Origin of the sequence: Vibrio sp. 10N.222.54.A3, from assembly GCF_041474095.1 — a bacterium.
GTDB classification, from domain to species: Bacteria; Pseudomonadota; Gammaproteobacteria; order Enterobacterales; family Vibrionaceae; genus Vibrio; species Vibrio crassostreae_C.
In genome coordinates this window covers 38419-56175 of record NZ_JBFRTN010000015.1, presented here as the reverse complement: position 1 = coordinate 56175, position 17757 = coordinate 38419, and the positions used below count along the sequence as shown (strand labels likewise).

The 17757-nt window shown below is 44.5% G+C and carries 18 protein-coding genes; 8 read left to right on the top strand and 10 right to left on the bottom strand.

From position 1 onward, the window contains the following. Positions 1-121: 121 nt before the first annotated feature. Complete coding sequence (locus tag AB4507_RS04200; protein ID WP_372182273.1) at positions 122-1015, bottom strand: DMT family transporter; 894 nt, start codon at positions 1013-1015, stop codon at positions 122-124. A gap of 299 nt (positions 1016-1314) precedes the next feature. Between AB4507_RS04200 and AB4507_RS04195 the strand changes: the two genes are divergently transcribed. Then, entirely contained in the window at positions 1315-1935 is a 621-nt protein-coding gene (locus AB4507_RS04195) for a heme-binding beta-barrel domain-containing protein (RefSeq protein ID WP_017062436.1), read from the top strand. Between the two features lie 71 nt (positions 1936-2006). Here the strand turns inward: AB4507_RS04195 and AB4507_RS04190 are convergent, their stop codons facing one another. Further along, positions 2007-2987 carry a bile acid:sodium symporter family protein gene (locus AB4507_RS04190; protein WP_032545880.1) on the bottom strand — a complete coding sequence of 327 codons (981 nt, stop codon included), beginning with the start codon at positions 2985-2987 and terminating at the stop codon, positions 2007-2009. A gap of 345 nt (positions 2988-3332) precedes the next feature. On the opposite strand from AB4507_RS04190, the gene AB4507_RS04185 reads away from it, so the two are divergent. Beyond that, complete coding sequence (locus tag AB4507_RS04185) at positions 3333-3599, top strand: DUF3081 domain-containing protein (RefSeq protein ID WP_372182272.1); 267 nt, start codon at positions 3333-3335, stop codon at positions 3597-3599. A gap of 41 nt (positions 3600-3640) precedes the next feature. Continuing rightward, entirely contained in the window at positions 3641-4252 is a 612-nt protein-coding gene (locus AB4507_RS04180) for a CIA30 family protein (protein ID WP_372182270.1), read from the top strand. Positions 4253-4383: 131 nt separating this feature from the next. Here AB4507_RS04180 and AB4507_RS04175 read toward each other — a convergent pair whose 3' ends face one another. Next, positions 4384-5409, bottom strand: a complete 1026-nt coding sequence (locus AB4507_RS04175) for a zinc-binding alcohol dehydrogenase family protein (RefSeq protein ID WP_372182269.1) — start codon at positions 5407-5409, stop codon at positions 4384-4386. A gap of 156 nt (positions 5410-5565) precedes the next feature. Next, positions 5566-6333 (bottom strand): glycine betaine ABC transporter substrate-binding protein, encoded by a 768-nt coding sequence (locus AB4507_RS04170; protein ID WP_372074320.1) that lies wholly within the window; start codon positions 6331-6333, stop codon positions 5566-5568. 268 nt (positions 6334-6601) lie between these two features. On the opposite strand from AB4507_RS04170, the gene AB4507_RS04165 reads away from it, so the two are divergent. Further along, the gene (locus AB4507_RS04165; protein WP_050646645.1) at positions 6602-7540 is read left to right on the top strand and encodes a LysR family transcriptional regulator; all 939 of its coding nucleotides are present in this window, start codon (positions 6602-6604) and stop codon (positions 7538-7540) included. A 142-nt stretch (positions 7541-7682) separates the two neighbouring features. On the opposite strand, the gene AB4507_RS04160 is transcribed toward AB4507_RS04165, so the two are convergent. Beyond that, on the bottom strand, positions 7683-8069 hold the full coding sequence (locus tag AB4507_RS04160) for a hypothetical protein (RefSeq protein WP_050620552.1): 387 nt from the start codon (positions 8067-8069) through the stop codon (positions 7683-7685). Positions 8070-8475: 406 nt separating this feature from the next. On the opposite strand from AB4507_RS04160, the gene AB4507_RS04155 reads away from it, so the two are divergent. After that, on the top strand, positions 8476-9459 hold the full coding sequence (locus AB4507_RS04155) for a hypothetical protein (protein ID WP_372182268.1): 984 nt from the start codon (positions 8476-8478) through the stop codon (positions 9457-9459). Positions 9460-9572: 113 nt separating this feature from the next. Here AB4507_RS04155 and AB4507_RS04150 read toward each other — a convergent pair whose 3' ends face one another. Continuing rightward, entirely contained in the window at positions 9573-10766 is a 1194-nt protein-coding gene (locus AB4507_RS04150) for a benzoate/H(+) symporter BenE family transporter (RefSeq protein ID WP_372182267.1), read from the bottom strand. Positions 10767-10865: 99 nt separating this feature from the next. Between AB4507_RS04150 and AB4507_RS04145 the strand changes: the two genes are divergently transcribed. Then, positions 10866-11432, top strand: a complete 567-nt coding sequence (locus tag AB4507_RS04145; protein WP_017064371.1) for a helix-turn-helix domain-containing protein — start codon at positions 10866-10868, stop codon at positions 11430-11432. Positions 11433-11528: 96 nt separating this feature from the next. On the opposite strand, the gene AB4507_RS04140 is transcribed toward AB4507_RS04145, so the two are convergent. Further along, positions 11529-12578: a cysteine synthase A gene (locus AB4507_RS04140; protein ID WP_372182266.1), complete on the bottom strand. Its 1050-nt coding sequence runs from the start codon at positions 12576-12578 to the stop codon at positions 11529-11531. 217 nt (positions 12579-12795) lie between these two features. Between AB4507_RS04140 and AB4507_RS04135 the strand changes: the two genes are divergently transcribed. Beyond that, on the top strand, positions 12796-12963 hold the full coding sequence (locus AB4507_RS04135; RefSeq protein WP_372182264.1) for an acetyltransferase: 168 nt from the start codon (positions 12796-12798) through the stop codon (positions 12961-12963). A gap of 326 nt (positions 12964-13289) precedes the next feature. On the opposite strand, the gene AB4507_RS04130 is transcribed toward AB4507_RS04135, so the two are convergent. After that, entirely contained in the window at positions 13290-14081 is a 792-nt protein-coding gene (locus AB4507_RS04130; protein WP_017068423.1) for an MBL fold metallo-hydrolase, read from the bottom strand. Positions 14082-14195: 114 nt separating this feature from the next. On the opposite strand from AB4507_RS04130, the gene AB4507_RS04125 reads away from it, so the two are divergent. After that, complete coding sequence (locus tag AB4507_RS04125) at positions 14196-15161, top strand: GlxA family transcriptional regulator (protein WP_372182263.1); 966 nt, start codon at positions 14196-14198, stop codon at positions 15159-15161. Positions 15162-15657: 496 nt separating this feature from the next. On the opposite strand, the gene AB4507_RS04120 is transcribed toward AB4507_RS04125, so the two are convergent. Further along, the gene (locus AB4507_RS04120; protein WP_372182262.1) at positions 15658-16599 is read right to left on the bottom strand and encodes a zinc-binding dehydrogenase; all 942 of its coding nucleotides are present in this window, start codon (positions 16597-16599) and stop codon (positions 15658-15660) included. A 68-nt stretch (positions 16600-16667) separates the two neighbouring features. Continuing rightward, positions 16668-17756, bottom strand: a complete 1089-nt coding sequence (locus AB4507_RS04115) for an alkene reductase (RefSeq protein WP_372130014.1) — start codon at positions 17754-17756, stop codon at positions 16668-16670. Position 17757: the final 1 nt, after the last annotated feature.

Sequence of the window (17757 nt, the reverse complement as noted above, 5' to 3'; positions counted from 1 at the left end):
TTATTTCGAGAACGTTTTTAGAGCCCAAATTGTCGTATTTTGAAGCGATACAAACCCTAAGTTTAGACGACCTTCCCTGATGTGGTTTATTTGGAATCCAGAATGACTGAGAGACAAGCCGCTATGGTTTAGGCGGAGTAACCTCAACTTCTAAAGCGGCTCGGTCTCTCCACTTGAAAACCTTCTTCCATTTAATCGGCATCATTGGAATAACGATGAGACTAATGCCCACCAGCGTCAGGATGTCTGGAATCTCATCGAACCACATAACACCAAACAATGTTACGAACACCAACCCAGAATATTCGGCGAGCGCAATCTGGTTGGCCGGTGCTTTTTTGTAAGCCACCACCACAAGCGCATGGTATCCAAGTACGAACAAGTTGATTGCCATGATCCAACCAACATGACGCCATTCGAGCGCAGACCAAGTTGGCAGCGCTAATGCCAGTGCAAGTGGCAGAGTCATAATGCTGGTCCAGAACAGAGTTGAGATGATGTGTTGCTCTGCATTCAAGCGTTTAATCAAGATATTACCCACGCCCATCGCAAGCGCACTGCCTAGCCCAGCAATCGCCGCCCAATGAAATTGTTCAGGGCGTAACACGATTAATACGCCCACAAAACCAATCAGGGTCGCGCTCACTTTTGAAGATGTCGGCCTTTCTTTCAACAGCACGATCGACAAAGGCAGCATAAGGATTGGTCCAACGTAGAACATCGCGTTTGCTGTCGCCAAAGTAAGGTGTGTAATGGCGATCATCGCGCAGCCACTCCCCACTAAGATAAATTGAGCCCTTAAGAAGTTGATTCGGCAACCGCCTTTCATACGCGTCTCTCTCGGTAACTTTAACCAAAATGGAAGCAACAAGATCACGCTCAATAGCTGACGGATAAACACGTACTGGAACGTAGGGACTTCGCCATTCAGTATCTTCAATGATACGTCTGAAAAAGACGCAAGTAGGTTTGCGAGCACCAAAAGCAAAATGGCGTGGTTAACAGCTTTATTCATACAGAAGTAAGATTACACATTTGTCATACAATTATGGGCGCACATCATACATGAGAATTTGAAATGTGTAATAGCAAAATTAATAAGGCTCAGACTAATGCAATTTTGAATTAAACCTCGATGAACAAATCACAGCTATTCGTTCAATATTTAGCCGCATTAATATTCTCTTATTGACTGATACATCAAGTTACAAATCGCTTTCATATTAACCAAGAACACTGATCTGGGTTAATAAATTGGCTTCACAATAACCTTACTTTTAATGTGGTCAGATAATTACAAAAAAGGAAGTTAAAGTGAAAAAATTATTAGCACTTGGTATCGCAGCGGTAATCTCGGCTCCAGCAGTAGCCGACCACAACACAATCAATGGTATGGATTTTGGTCCACTCGCAAAGTTAGTCGGCACATGGAAATCAGTCGAAACTGGCGGCGTTGATATTTCTCCAGGCCAAGAAGGCACAGAAGTGGGTGCAGGTGGTCCCGCGGTTACACCATTCTATGAAGTAATGACGTTTGAGGTTGCGGCAGATGCAACCAATGCCAGCGATCAATATCTGGTTGCTCTGTACTACAAACAAGAAGTATTCAGAAAGGCCGACGACTCTAAGTTCCACGATCAACGTGGCTACTTCATCTACGACCAAAAAAATCAGGTCGTCTACAACTCTTACTGCGTACCACGCACCACATGTGTCACCGCAGAAGGCCCTGCTGGCGATACAATGACGTTAGTTGCGTCTAAGCGTGGCATCGCTGAGTCCGAATACATGACGGACAACGCAACCACCACGGGCTTCACGATGAACATTAGCATTTCAGACGATACGCTGACGTACTCTCAAACAACAGGCTTAGAGATCTACGACAACGCATTTGCTCATACAGATTCAAGCACTCTAATTAAAGTGAAGTAGATTCAAATACAAACGCCTTTCACAGCGAAGTGAAAGGCGTTTTTCTTTTGTACTTGTAACAACAAACAAGTTTAACTAGATTGTGTATCAACCTTGGCGTAACGGTTGGCTAGCACTGCACAGTAAAAGATCTGAATCGGGTGATAAAGCATGATTGGTAGTAATATCATCCCTAGATTAGGGTTGTGAGCAAAGATCACCTTAGCCATAGGAATACCTGCCGCTAAGGTCTTCTTAGTACCACAGAATACTGCCGCGACTTCATCTTGATGATTGAATCCAACCTTTCGGGCACTCCATTGAATGCCGTGTACCATCACCATCAATACCACTAAACAAATCACCGCTGACAGCAACAACAGCATTGGTGAAAAGTCGCTCCAAATACCGTGTTCAATAGAGTCACAGAAAGCACTGTAGACGATCAGAAGTATCACGTATTTATCTAACTTATTGACCACTGACTTGTGTTTCTGAGTCCATTCAAAAAGTAACGGGCGCATCAACTGGCCGACAATCATTGGCAATAGCAGCATTTTAGATATAGAGATCACCGATTCCATCAGGTTTAGCTCTGCACCTTCCAACCCCATAAAGAGCTGGATCAGTAGAGGCGTAATGAACACGCCTAAAATACTAGAAAGTGATGCATTGAATATCGCACCCGGTAGGTTTCCTTTTCCAATCACCGTCATCGCGACCGAAGACGAAATCGTACTCGGTAATACGAAGAGGTAACAGAAACCAAAGGCCAGAGCTGCTGGCATATAAGCGACAAAGCCTTGCCCGAATATCACCCAAAGCAGTGGGTAAACTAAGAATGTCGCGCTTTGTACAAAAACATGCAGCTTCCAATTCGAAAGCCCCTCAAGAATGGCTTTGGGAGACAAACCCAAACCGTGTAAGAAAAACACCAAAGCGATGCCGAGAACAGTCACCGTATCGAGATGAAGTACCCCACCCGATTTGCCCCAATCCGGCGTAAAAACAGCAACGACCATAGCCACCACCATCCCTACAAGAAACCATTCCTTTTTCAGTTTTTCTATCATGTTGACACGCACTTTCTGTAGATTCCATTTCAGCCAATAACAAGGCTCCGATGCTATTTATCCTATCGACTCTAATTTTAATTAACCACCATAAACGCAAATTAAGCTCGTCTTTATCTTGAGGGTTAACGTTGTTTTTCGAGTTTGTTACGCACGCTTCGCTCTGGATTGAACAGATGTATGGAATGATGATGAAATATTAGAAAACAGCGGTTTATCGAGAAGGTAAGACCCTTTCAGTGATCGGGGCACAGAGGTAAGCCGTAAGGATATGAAAGAAAGACGTAGGCAATCTAAACACCAAAGATCAGCCTATTCTCAAAGATGACGCAGCGGGAGTAACACATGGACAACAGAATCACCATTATTGAATTTCTCAGAGTATTTGAGTTTATTCGCTCTTCCGGTGAGCAACGGGACAACAAATATCTAGTTGGCGAAGTGACGGCTTGGCACGATTACGATGGTTACACCTGTTGGCTAAGCTATAAAGACGTCACGGTGACGCTGATGTTTCACGGTTCGCTAAAAATTGAGTACGACAACGCTTCAAATTACTCTGAATTTATTGAGCATTGTATGGGTATGCTTGCCACTGAACCTTCTCCATAAAACGCGAACAGACTAACGGCTAACGGCTAACGGAGACAATCATGAACGAAACGGCTTCATTGCTTAAGCGAAGACACCCTTTTTGGCTAGTACTCAGCCTCTCCTTTTTATGGTCTCAAGTATCTGTAGCAGGCATAGGTATGATTGATTTTATACAACCGAACGAACACAAGAATTGGACAGCGACCAACGACGATGTAATGGGTGGCATCTCAACGGGCGGGCTCATTTATCTTGATGATATGAGTCGATTTAGGGGCGAGCTATCGTTAGAAAACAATGGTGGTTTCAGTTCTGTAAAGCGCTCCATTGAATCACCAGCCCATGAAATAGATAGCGCAGAGCTAGTTTTCGTTGGTGATGGTCGCACCTACCAACTGAGGCTCACAACATCGAAAGATGGTAATCGAGTTCAATACAAACACGATTTCGTTACGATAAAGGGAGTGCGGCTTAACAAGGTGTTCCACTTCAATGATTTTCAAGCTGTGTTCAGAGGTCGGCTACTGAGCGATGCGCCGGAACTTAAGGCACGAGACATCAAACAAATCGGTTTTTTGATTGCGGACAAAGAGCCCTCGCCTTTTGAGCTAGACCTAATACAGTTTCACTTCAAAACATCGCAACCTATCACATCACCAGAAGCTGACTAAACTGACTAAACTGACTAAACTGAAAACAAACAAAAGCCCCTGAAACCTTTTGACTAGCAATCAGATATCAGGGGCTTCTTCTATTTAAACCGTCAACAATTCAAAACAACGGCGGATTAAAACATCAGCAATTAGTATTTGATAGCTGTTTTACCAATCGAGGCACTGCTTTCAATACGTTGGTGTGCATCTTTAAGTGTTTCCACACTAAAGCCATTTAGGGTCGAGGTTAGCGTCGATTTAATACGGCCCGCATCAATCAGATTCGCGGCTTGGAATAGGATGTCTTGCTGCTTCTGGATATCTTCGGTGTTAAACAGTGAACGTGTAAACATCAGCTCCCAAACAAAGCCTGCTGATTTGCCTTGCAGCGCTGACAAGTCAATGCCACCATCAAATTCAACAATCGAACTGATCATGCCTTGCGGTGCGATCAATTCAACCATCGCATCCCAGTGCCCTTTTGTGTCTGCAACATTGAAAATGTAGTCGACATGTTGAATGCCTTGCTCTCTCACTGACTCAACAAGATTACGGTGGTTCACCACATAGTCCGCTCCCATATCTCTTACCCACTGCTCCGTTTCAGGTCTTGAAGCTGTTGCGATAACATTTAGGTTGGTGAGTTGCTTAGCCAGTTGAATCGTAATTGAACCAACGCCGCCCGCTCCACCAATGATCAGGATAGACTTTTTCTCTTCAGGACGAACACGCAAGCGGTCAAACAACGCTTCCCATGCCGTAAGCGTCGCTAGTGGCATAACGGCTGCAGCCTCATCAGAAAGGCTCTTAGGCGCTTTAGCGGTAATACGGTAGTCCACAGCTTGGTATTCTGCGTTAGCACCCATACGTGTTACGTCACCCGCATAGTACACACGGTCACCGACTTCGAAACCTTCAACGTCAGCACCTTTGCCAACAACTTCACCGACAGCGTCGTAGCCCAGCACTTTTGGCAGCTCAAGAGTTTTATCTTTAGCATTACGAATACGAATTTTTGCGTCAGCAGGGTTGATAGAAGTCGCACTCACTTTCACCAGCAAGTCATTATTTTTTAGTTCTGGCAGACTCGTTTCAAACTCAAATAAACTGTCTTGCTCTGTAATCGCAAGTGATTGAGTAAATCCGATAGCTTTCATTTTTGATGGTACTGACATTGTGCTTTCTCCTTGAATTAGACGAGTTAATCTTAGTCAATTCTCACTCTAGATAAACCGCCTAATATTTGAATAATTCTCAAATAATTTTTGATAGTGGTATTGCCGTTATCTGAGTAACGCAGACGTCTCACTGCATTGCCAACGGCTTAAAGGCTAAATCAGGCCTTTCTCAATCAACCAATCATGTGTGACTTGATCTTGTGGTTTACCTTCACGGCAAACTTTGTAATCCAGCTCTGCGATGATGTCATTCGAGAAGCATAGGGAATCCAACTTCTGAATCTGTTGTTCGCTGAACAGATGCTTCTTGTCGTCTCTTAAAAGAAGCACTGCTCTGTCCACTATTCCGAGTAGGCCTTTTGGCTCTTTGAGCTCACGAATATCGTAACGATAGTGCAAAAACTGAGGTTTCCACAGTGGCACTACCACCCACTCTTTGTTTGCGACTGCACTTTCAAAGGCACTGAAACAATCGTCTTCACTGCCAGGAAAGAACTCGTAGCCGGCATCGCTCAGGCCATAATCTTTCATCATCTGGATAGAGAAGCGTGTGATACCAGCGCCGGGGTTGATGCCTTGAATGGTCGAGTTCATTTTCTCGATCACTTCAGCTTTTAATAAATCAGAGACTTCAGAAACCGCCTCTTCAGGCACATAGTCTGGTACGCCCCACAAAGCATAAGGTTCATAATGAAGCCCAAGCTCGATAAGTGGCTCAACTTCTTCAACGCCCGCTTTGTAGATACCGTGACTTGATGGCAACCACGCAGAAGAAAGCATATCCACTTGGCCTGCTTTCAGCTTTTCAAAGTTCTCCTGATGTGGAGAGAAAATACGCTCTACCTCAAAACCCATGGATTTCAATACATTGGCAACCAATGATGCGGTCGTACGGTGGAACGACAAATCCGTTACACCCATTGTGATTTTCTTAGTCATCTTATCCCCCTAGATCGTAGGTTTCGTCCATACGATGTGTACTGCGCTACGTTGTCGATATGGGGAAATGATAGTGAGAAAATTACTAATGAAAAACAGCCTCATATTTGAATTATTATCAAATTATTTTTGACAATTAAGTATTTGAAGCTAACTTAGAAGCGATAAGTAGAGATAACCCATTTGCAGATTGTGATGGGGAAATATCCCAACGCCATGTTTAGAACATAATTCAATACAGGTAGATAATATGCTTCTTGAAGACTTACAGGTCATTTTGAAAGTGGCGGAGTTTCGCAGTATCACCGCTGCAGCCACCAACCTAGATATGCGCACTGCCACAGCAAGTGCAGCAGTAAAACGTGTTGAAGCAGCACTCGGTGCGGAGTTATTTGTAAGAACCACGCGCCACCTAAGGCTCTCTTCTGCAGGCGAACGTTATTTACCGGAATGCGAACAAGCCTTAAAGATGTTGGAGCAAGCAAAGCTCAACATGCGCGAAGAGCTCGGTATTCTTGATGGTGAAATTCGAATAGCGCTTTCATCGGATCTAGGACGCAACCTAATCACACCTTGGTTAGATGAGTTCTTACTTGAATACCCAAAGGCGACGCTTCGCACTAGCATCAGCGATAGCAATATCGACTTCTACCGAGATTCCGTCGATATGGCGCTGCGTTACGGCTCCCCGACCGATGCGAACATGTATGGTTTCAAGATATGCGATGTGCCGAGGATATTGTGTGCGGCTCCTGAATACTTGGCTGAAATGGGCACACCAAAACACCCGAGTGACTTAGCACAACACAATGGTTTGCTTTACCAACTCCATGACATGTTGCAAGACGAGTGGGTGTTTAACGATGGTACTCAAGACCATAAAGTGAAACTAAAAGGAAATCGCGCTTCGAACGACGCAGACCTTGTAAGACGTTGGTGTATCGCGGGTAAAGGGGTGGCAATAAAATCTTGTTTAGACATGTCACCTCATCTGCTTTCAGGCGAAGTGGTTAAAGTTATGCCTGAATTTAAGCCGACCCCTACCGAGCTCTGGTTAGTGTGTCCAAGTCGCCAATCCATCACCCCTACTGTGCGTCTACTGAGAGATTTATTCAGAGAGAAGACCGCAGAGATCCTTTCGCAACTGAGCAAACAAGGCATTATAGAAAGCACAACATCTTTAGATTGAACGCCGCTTAAAGATAAGAAACAGAGAGACAAAAAAGGCGTTAGCGAACTTCAATTCGCTAACGCCTTTCATCATTAGAACATCATAGCCTCATGATGAACCTTAATAAGAGTACTTAGTTTAATACTCTTAATACAAAAGCTTAGTTTGACTCGTCTTCAACATCGCAGTCTGCACAGCACTGAAGAGCAATCTCATGTTCGAAGGTGATAGTGTCTTTACCTTCTTCTACTAGCTCTGCGATTTCGTCTGCCACTTCTTTTTCATCATCCGCTTCGATTCCGCTTGCTAGCTCTTCTTCTGAATAACCAAAGAAATTAAGCAGTAAGTACTCGCGAGCTTCTTCTTTCGTACAAACCACGTCTGCTGAAAGATCGGGTGTAACCTCGCCTTGTGCAAGTGTCGCTGTCACTTGTGCGATAGCATCGTCTTTCATCGCAGGCGTTAACCAACCAAGATCAGTACTTACTGTCGTTTTTTTACAGTCGAAGCAAGGCAATTGGTGAAAGTAGTATTGAAACGTAGTCATAGGAATATCTTCTTTAAATATTGTATAGCGAGATTATGCGCGTTTTGTAGCAAAATACTATCTCAATCACAACCTGAAACCGCTTCGGGCTGAGTATTTTTGCAAGCTCCGCGCAAGCTGATGTGATCATTCGATAAAAGCGCTGTTTTACCCATGCTTACTCAGCTTTACGCTTGTTTACATTTGTACGGGTAATATATGCCTTATCAGATAACAAGCGTGGCACCTCACAAATATTTGGGTCATAGCTTAGTTTCGTCGTTCCAGCTATCAGCTTTGAGTTCACGGCTTACTTGACTACTTAGCTCGGATTTGTTGGAAATCGCTTTGTTTTCAATTAACTTACTTGCACTTGGCTTATTTTGAACCACGCTTATTTAAATCACCCGTCTCGGATACCCAGTCAATGATCATCACAAAATATCAAGCCCTTACCCTTTCATCGGTTGCTTTGCTCGCAACAGGCTGCTCACCATCATCAGATACGCCTTCGGTCAGCAACATCAGTGATTACCAAGGCTCAGCGAGTATTACTCAAGGTGTGGCGACCACTGTTGAATCGAATCTCTTTGAGTGTGCAAACGGACGCAGCCGAGTGGCGGGCGTCGGGGAAATTACGGACTCCGAAGGAAAGGTTTGGACGGTTCCAGCCAAGAACAACTTTGCGACAGGGCCAAAAGCCTTTGATCTTTATGAAGAGTGCTCAAACACCACGCCAAGCAGCCTAGCCGAAGTCGATCAAAGCTCTGTACCTGTAGCGATAGTGGATCAAGACGGAGAAGAAATAACAGGCTATATTTTTGCCGATAACTATTTCGAACTTTATATCAACGGCAAGTTAATCGCGGTAGACACTGTTCCTTTCACACCGTTTAACTCAAACATCGTCAAATTTAAGGTGAAGAAGCCTTACACGATAGCGGTGAAAGTGATTGATTGGGAAGAAAACCTAGGTCTTGGTAGCGAAGATAACCGCGGAAAGGCATACCACGCTGGTGATGGTGGCTTTATCGCGAGCTTTAGTGACGGAACCGTGACAGGACCAGACTGGCAAGCACAAACCTTTTATACCTCACCGATTTATGACCTGACTTGTTTGAGTGAAGTGGACGGGAAGCGTCTTTCTGAAAGTTGCACCACAGAAGGAACTGACCACGGTCAAGATGCCTACGCCGCTCATTGGGAAACACCAACCAACTGGATGAACCAAGAGTTCGATTCAACATCTTGGCCTCAAGCATCGGTATATTCAGAAGACGATATTGGCGTGAACAATAAAAAAGCGTACATGAACTTTATCGAAAAATTCAGTGGTGCTGGCGCAAGCTTTATCTGGTCGACAAATGTCGTTCTCGATAATGAAGTGCTACTGAGATACGAAGTTAAGTAGCTTTATTCCTTTGTAAGCAAGCCCAGTCACAAGTATGACTGGGCTTACTACTCAAACAACTTGCTGGTGTTTCTAATTCACAGCGAACCTGATCATAATCTTGAGTCGTTTGATTACGGCAAAGTTTGCGAAGCCTCGCTTGATCCACGTGACCTAGCTTTGTAATTGTGTAACCAGCAACAAAACAACCCGATGCACAAACCCCAAAATGCACTGCCGATTCCCAGTAAATTAGTACCAGAAGCAGTGAATAAGAAAGTAAGCAGCGCAGGCTCTCGATAGTGGTTGTCTTCCATCGAAACAGCTAAACAATTCATCAAGGTGGGCATCACCGCTAAGCCAGCAACCGCAATGACAATCGCGGAGGGCACGGCGCTAAACAGCGACACAAATGACATCCCCATCACGCCAGCTAACAAGTAAAACCCGCCCATACAAATCCCCGCGATATAACGTGTCTTTGGATTACTATCCGCATTAGGGCCCATGCAAATAGCGCCCGTAATCGCTGCAAGGTTATACGCAAAGCCACCAAACGGTCCGAAGATCAAACCTGTCACCCCGGTGGTGGTAATGATCTTCGATGAATCGACTTGGTATCCGTTCGCTTTTAGAACCGCAAATCCCGGTAAGTTCTGTGAAGCCATCGTCACTATAAACAGTGGGATACCGACACTGAACAACGAAAAGAACTCAAAATCGGGCGAAATGAACACTGGGGTCGTTAATCCCATAGTCACCTGACTAACATCGAGTTTGCCAAAACCCACACACATGACCAATGCGATGATGAAAATGCTTGGGATCAGTAAATTTCCTAACCGCGCTTTCGCCAGAATAAATACAGCGAGCATGACCGCTACGACTTGTGCCTCTTCCATTAGCGACGTGAACAAACCCAAACCGAATTGCAATAGAATCCCCGCGAGCATCGCTGAGGCAATCGATGTTGGGATCTGTTTTAGGACTTTCTCAAATATCCCCGCCAATCCAACCAACGTGATCAACATCGAACTGAACAAAAACACGGCTACTGCCTGATTCATTGTCAGCCCTTCAAGAGATGTGATTAACAACGCCGCTCCAGGCGTCGACCACGCTGTAACCACAGGCTTCTTGTAATGAAACGAGAGCAGTATTGTGGTCATCCCCATGCCAATTCCCAACGCCCAAAACCATGACGCCACTTGTTCTTCGGTTGCTCCAGCACTCATTGCCGCTTGGAAAATAATCGCCGCGGCGCTCGCATAACCAATGAAAACAGCGATAAAGCCGGTACTGACGTGAGAAAATTTTAGCTTAGTCATGTTAATTTACTCCTGTGTGCGTTATAACGTCCATAGACTGAACTTAGCACCCGTGCGCTATAGCGCACAACTTATTTGTAAAAAACTTGTAGAGAAAATATGCAAACAGAAATTAAAGTTGGCGTTAACTTGAAACGCCTTCGCCAAGAAAAAGGCTGGAGCTTAGACAAAACAGCGAAAGAAACTGGCGTGAGCAAAGCAATGCTAGGACAAATTGAACGTGGAGAATCCAGCCCGACAGTCGCTAAGCTTTGGCAGATAGCTTCTGGGTTCGAGGTGTCACTTTCGAATTTTATCGCGGCTAGCCCAAACAGTGAACTGACGAGTTTATTCAGAGATGCAAACGAACTAAGACATGAGGAATACAACATTGGCTTTTTCGTCAGTTTGTTGTTTCCTTTTGAGGAAGCACTAGGATTTGAAATATTCGAACTCACCCTAGCACCCGATTACCAGCATGAATCCGCCCCACATAACGCAGGCGTCACTGAGCACATCTTATGCATTTCAGGAGAGATGGCCGTGATGTTTGATGATGAGTGGCATACGTTACGCGCAGGACAAGCCGTTCGCTTCAATGCCAACCAGACCCATGCCTACAAAAATATCGGTGAAGGAAACGCCGTATTTCATAATGTGATTCACTACCCTAATAACAAGCAATAGTGCCGGATTTGGTGCTAACGGATGTTTAGCTCTAACCGGATGTTCAGCGCTAACGAAAGAGCTGGCAGACCACTGGCTGTTACTAACTTAAAGCGACTATACGTTGACGACCATGCTGCCATCTTCGGCTTGATAACGAGCCCATAGTTGAGAGAGGTTTTCTTTATTAAGCTGTATCTCTTTTTCTTTCAGAAACGTTTCGTTGTGCAGCTTCGAATACGAGCGCTCAGCAAGGTCACAGCTAAATGTAACGATGGTTTTCCCTTTCCCCATTCTAGCCGCAGCGTATAGCGCACCTGCTACGTTCAACGACGAACTGCTTCCTAGAAGAATACCGTCATGTTCCGCAACAAGGCGGGATATCGTCACCAAATCCTGATCGGGAAGCGTGATTGCACGATTGATTTTTGCCTGCCTGAAATTTTCAACCGTTCGCATGATCCCTATGCCTTCCGTGAACGAACTTCCCGTTGATTGATAGTGTCCATTACGTAGAAACGAATAAATGCCGGACCCATTTGGGTCAACTAACCAAGTTTCGAGATTAGGTTTCTGCTCAGATAGATAGTGTGAGTTTCCGGCAATGGTTCCGCCCGTCCCCACCACAGAAACCAGAGCATCAATATTCCCTTGGGTTTGCTGCCATATTTCCGGTCCAGTATTTAAATAGTGCGCTCGATAATTACTGAGATTTTCGAACTGATCTGCCCACCAATAATCTTCATTTTCGACACCGATCCGTTTAGCCGTGTGGTAAAAATGTTCAGGGTTTGCAAAAGGACAAGGGTCGACCAATAACAGTTCAGCATTATAAAGCGAGATCATGCGCTCTTTCTCTTGTGCCTGCCCTTTTGGCATCACCACCAACATTTTGTAACCAAGGGATTTAGCGACCAGAGCAAGTCCTATTCCCGTATTACCAGCAGTACCTTCAACGATTGTCATTCCCGGCTTAAGCTTACCGGCTTCTATTGCATCCATAACCAACTGAAGTGCCGCTCTATCTTTAATCGAACCACCCGGGTTCTGGTGTTCGCACTTAATAAGAATCTCACAACCTGATATCTCTGAAAGACTGTTGATTCTAACAAGATCGGTATCGCCAATCAGTTCACTGAGATTGTTTGCAATATGGGCAGATGACATCGCGACTCCATTTATTTGTTGAGGATAAGTTTGTTCATCGATTGGGTTGTCGATGATCATAAGCGTAGCTCTGGGGTCTGCTTAGTCAAGAAGTGCCGGAATTGAAAAGACTCTCATTTTCCGAATAGCAATTATAATTTGGGGTGACCGATTAGATTGAGGGCAAAAAAATGTTTCTAAACGAGAAAAAACCGGTGACCTCGTTGATGTAACTGAAATGACCAAATTAACCAACTTATTTCAAGACAGTATCGAAGGTCGGTTTCAAGCAGGCGAAGAACAGCAAGACACTGAGATGTTTAAAAAGTCCGAACTGATGTTTATGTCAGGGGAAGAGTTACCTCGATGCTGGACAGATCCAAACTACCGCTCAGGGACTAAATAACCTTAGCGCTTCCAGAGCACCCGATGAGTCGCAATTTAAGCTCTGTTCTAAAACTGTTTCACGATCGCCTTGTAGGCTATCCCCCTGTTAAAACATCCAGACGCATCTTTACTAGACACAAAAAGCGAGCCACTTGGGCTCGCTTTTGATTGTCTTTTTCTTGCTTAGACTTCAGTTCAGATTACAGAAGTTCTACCGACTGTTGAGCAATCACGAATTCTTCGTTGGTTGGCAAGCTATTATAATCGCACCTATTAACACGGGTTTGGACAGAAATCATTTAGACTATTTACTTAAATCGGGAGTCACCGGATTAGTTCAGGTATCTAAAACTCCAAGGTCTCACCATCAGCAGGAATAAGGACTTTATCTGACAAACCGTTTTTATCAATTGCTTCTTTAAGAATTGGTCGAGTCACTGCACAGTGATTGAGTGCCTCCATATGGTTCGCAACCACCTTATTAGGGGAAAGGCGAATAAACTCCATGACCTCATCAATAGACATCAATAACGGTTGACCAACGTCCATACGAGCACGACCTGCCGCGACTACTGTGATATCAGGTTTCAACTCAGTCAACGCTCGTTTTACATCATCGGTTAGAACTGTATCACCGCTAATGTAAATAGAAGGCTCATTGGGGAGCTCCAAGAAAAATCCAACACCATTAGCCATTACCTTGTGAATCCATCCATGGCCGTGCAAAGCCGGAACCGCGGTGAGCTTTCCGTCTAGAAAGTCGATAGTTTGCCAGTCTTCAATTCCCCAATTTACCGTTAAGTCATATTTTTCTAGGTAAGCCTTATCTTTGGCTGGTGTCGCAACTGGGATATTACGACTTGTTAAAAACGTCTCACCTGCCGGATCTAGGTGATCTCCATGTTGTAATGCCTTGATACCAAGTGTTTGACTGTGAGTAATTAAGGTATGAGTAACCTTGTTTAGTAGCTCATCGGCATTACTTGGCATCTCAACGGTTGGATTTTTCGCGGCCTTAGCCTTAATGACTGAAAACGGAGGCATAGAGCCTTTTTTCCCCAACATAGGATCAATAAGGATAAATTTTTCGCCAGATTCAATAATAAATGTTGCGCTACGTAGGTGGTGGATCTTCATAATGCCTCTCTAAACTCACTAACAAGCCATGTTCTCTATGAGATTTAGTATGCTTCTTTCTAGTTTCTTGTGATACTGTCTTGAAAGTCAACATTCGCGCAAATCGAGACACTTGTGAACAAATTAACCGAGCTAATTAAAATTACGATGGTAGCCTTTGAAGGCATCAGTGCTTTTCATCTCTCTGTGCCTTGTCTGGTGTTTCAAGATATCTTTTTCGGTCAGCCGGTTCGGTTTGACTTGAGGATCTGTTGCGAAAACAGCTTGCAGTTTGAAACAAGCTCTGGATTTGGTGTGGTGATCGATAGAGATTTGAGCGCTATTAAAGAGGCGGATATTGTGATTGTTCCAAGCTGGCCAAATGACCTGCCAGAGCCAAGTGAGCGACTTATAGAGGCGCTAATAGAGCATCATGGGAAAGGTAAGCTACTAGTAGGACTCTGCCTCGGGTCTTATGTACTTGCATGTGCTGGCGTTCTCGATGGAAAACGTGCCACAAGCCATTGGGCGTTTTCCGAACAATTTCAGCAGCAATTTCCTAAGGTGGATTTTGACCCAAACCCTCTATTTGTTGAACATGAGACTATCATTACCTCTGCTGGAGTAGCTGCTTCACTCGATTGTTGTCTACATATAGTGCGCCGTTTGTGTGGTAGTGAGCTTGCGAATGATCTCGCACGTAAGATGGTGACTGCGCCATCTCGTACTGGTGGACAGCAGCAATACATACCAGCACCAGTCAACATAAAACCTCTTACAGAGACAAGTATTAGCCTTGTGATTGAGCTGGTGGAGCAGAGCCTTAATCAGTGTCACTCACTAGATGAAGTCGCTGAGCGCTGTGCGATGAGTAAACGTACCTTCACACGCCAGTTTAAATCCACCTATGGCTGTACATTTGGTGAATGGCTGCAAAACCGACGTTTGGTGCTTAGCCAACGTCTATTAGAAACCACGAAACTATCGATACCTCAAGTTGCAGAGCAAGCGGGTTTTGGCTCTGACAGTGTATTCAGAAAGCACTTTAAATCGGCTTTTCATGTATCGCCGATTCAGTGGCGCACTACATTCAAGCAATAGTCTTAATTTCATTGAGGGCGATGGGGCTAGATCGTCGCATCTATTACTTTTTGTATCTGAAACCTTGCAAGTTCAATTCTAGGCGTTTTTAGGGCATCACAAGCCAGCCCTAACATCACTAGTTTGAAGCTACAAAATGATTTGCCGAAATCAATAGAATGAGTTTTGACTATCTCGCTATAAGGCCACTTAGCGATGGTCTATCCAACATATGAGCACAAAAAAAGCGAGCACTAAGCTCGCTTTTAACCATCTGTTTTTAAAGTAAATTACAGTAGCTCTACCGACTGTTGAGCAATCACGAATTCTTCGTTGGTTGGATTGCTATTAGTATCGCATCTGCTAGTAAGAGTGTGGTCAAAATTATTTAGACCACAATTTTAAACGACGTTGCAAAGATGAGTCTTACTCAATATCAGCAATTAGAACAACTATCCAAGCAAAGTGTAGGAAGTAAGCGCTATGTGACTCCCAGCAAAAGGATAAATTGCGCAGTCTAACTCAATGTAATCACGGTTTTTCGTTTTGTGGTTTCACTGTGTTTCAACGCATCAAGCATCTGCTCGAATTTAAAAGTGACAGGAATACTAACTTCAACACTCCCATTTTCAATACGCTCAAGCAGCGCTTCACCATTTTGCATTAATGCATGCCAATCTTGTTTATCACCAAAATCATGTAACGCGCCAAGGGCTATTTCGTGGTAAGAAATAGTGCGAGTAAATGGCGGGTCAATGGGTTTAGCAATACGATCTTGAATGCAGACAATATGTCCATTCGCTCTTAACAGTGGTACTAAATGGGCGGCATTTTCGCCACTCACGGCATCAAAAATGGCGAAGTATTGCATGTCGATTTGAGATTGTTCTCGATAAACTTGGCGAATACCTAGCTTTTGGGCTCGCTCTTCGCTCAGACTCGCTGAGACAACATCAACGATATAACCCGCATCGAGAAGGAACTGGGATAATAAATTATTCACCGCGCCAAAACCAACGACAAGCACTTCTCTTTGCCGGGTTAATGGAATTTTTTCAAATGCTTGCCACGCAGTAAGCATCGGACAAGGCAGTGCAGCAGCAAGTTCAAACGATAGGCTCTCTGGCAGCGTCATCACCCGCTCAGCATTCAAAACGGTATATTCAGCATAGCTACCATGGCGATTTAGTGAGCCATGATACGCCACTCGACGCCCAATGAGACTGGTGTCAACTTTAGAGCCTACGTGTACGATGACGCCTGCACCATCAACACCAGGAACATGACCATTCGGCCAATTTAGAGGATTGGCTTTAATAAATTTCCAATCGACAGGGTTTATACCAATCGCTTTGTTTTGTACTAAGATTTCATTGTCATCTAAAGCTGGTATTTCAGCCTTACCTAAAATAACACTGTGTGTCTCTGTTTGATATTGCCAAATTTGATAGGGTTCCATCGCATTCTCGTTTGCTTAAAGAAAGGAGAAGGCACCAAGGAGTGGTTAGTCCTTGATGCCTAGTTTTGCTATGCCTGATAAGTAGGATAATCGATGTAGCCTTCGGCTCCGCCACCATACAAGGTGAGTCTTGCGTCAGCATCAAACTCGGCCAGTGGGTTATCATTGGCCAAACGGGCGACTAAATCTGGGTTCGTTACAAAAGGGGTACCAAAGGCAACGAAATCAGCATACTGCTTGTCGAGTAACTGTTGCGCTGATTGCTTGGTCAGCTTTCCAGCAACCATGATTGGGTTTGAGTATATTCGGCGAACTTGTTGGCGAAACTCTTCAGGTACCTCTACATAGCGTGATATGTTTTCTGAAAAATGCACATACGCAAGGTTCATCGGTTGTAGTTTTTCCAGCAATGCTAACGTTAGCGGAACAATTTCAACATCATCCCCAGCAAAACCCTCTCCGATATGAGGAGACAGACGAACCGCAACTCTTTCCCCACCAATTTCGTCAGTAAGTGCTTGTAAGGTATCAACCAGAAAGCGCATACGATTCTCTTGGCTGCCACCATATTGATCACTTCTTTGGTTGCTTTCTAAGCGTAAAAAGGTATCAAACAAGTAACCATGCGCAGCATGAATTTCCACGCCATCAAAACCAGCTTCAATGGCGTTTTTGCCCGCTTGTACAAAATCCGCAATCGTGCTCTTAATGTCTTGCAGCGTCATCTCCCGTGGCGTTTCAGTTTCAATCATCCCAAAGCCACCTTCAGCTAGTGGGCCAAATACTTGATCTGGGATTTTAATCGCTGATGGGGCTAACGGCTTAGTACCTGAAATATCAGAATGACTGCGTCGCCCCACATGCCAAAGTTGAGTAAATATTTTCCCGCCTTCTTGATGCACAGCTTGGGTGGTTTTTTTCCAGCCTTCGATGTGCTCTGGGGTATAAATGCCCGGAGTCATCGAATAACCTCGTGCAGCCGCTGAGATCGGGGTGCCCTCTGATACAATGAGTCCAGCACTGGCACGCTGACGGTAGTAGGTTGCCATCATCTCGTTTGGTACATCACCAGGTTGAGACGTGCGTGAACGAGTCATCGGCGCCATCGCGATACGGTTTCTAGTCTCAAGTCCGTGACCTTTAAATACCTTAAACATA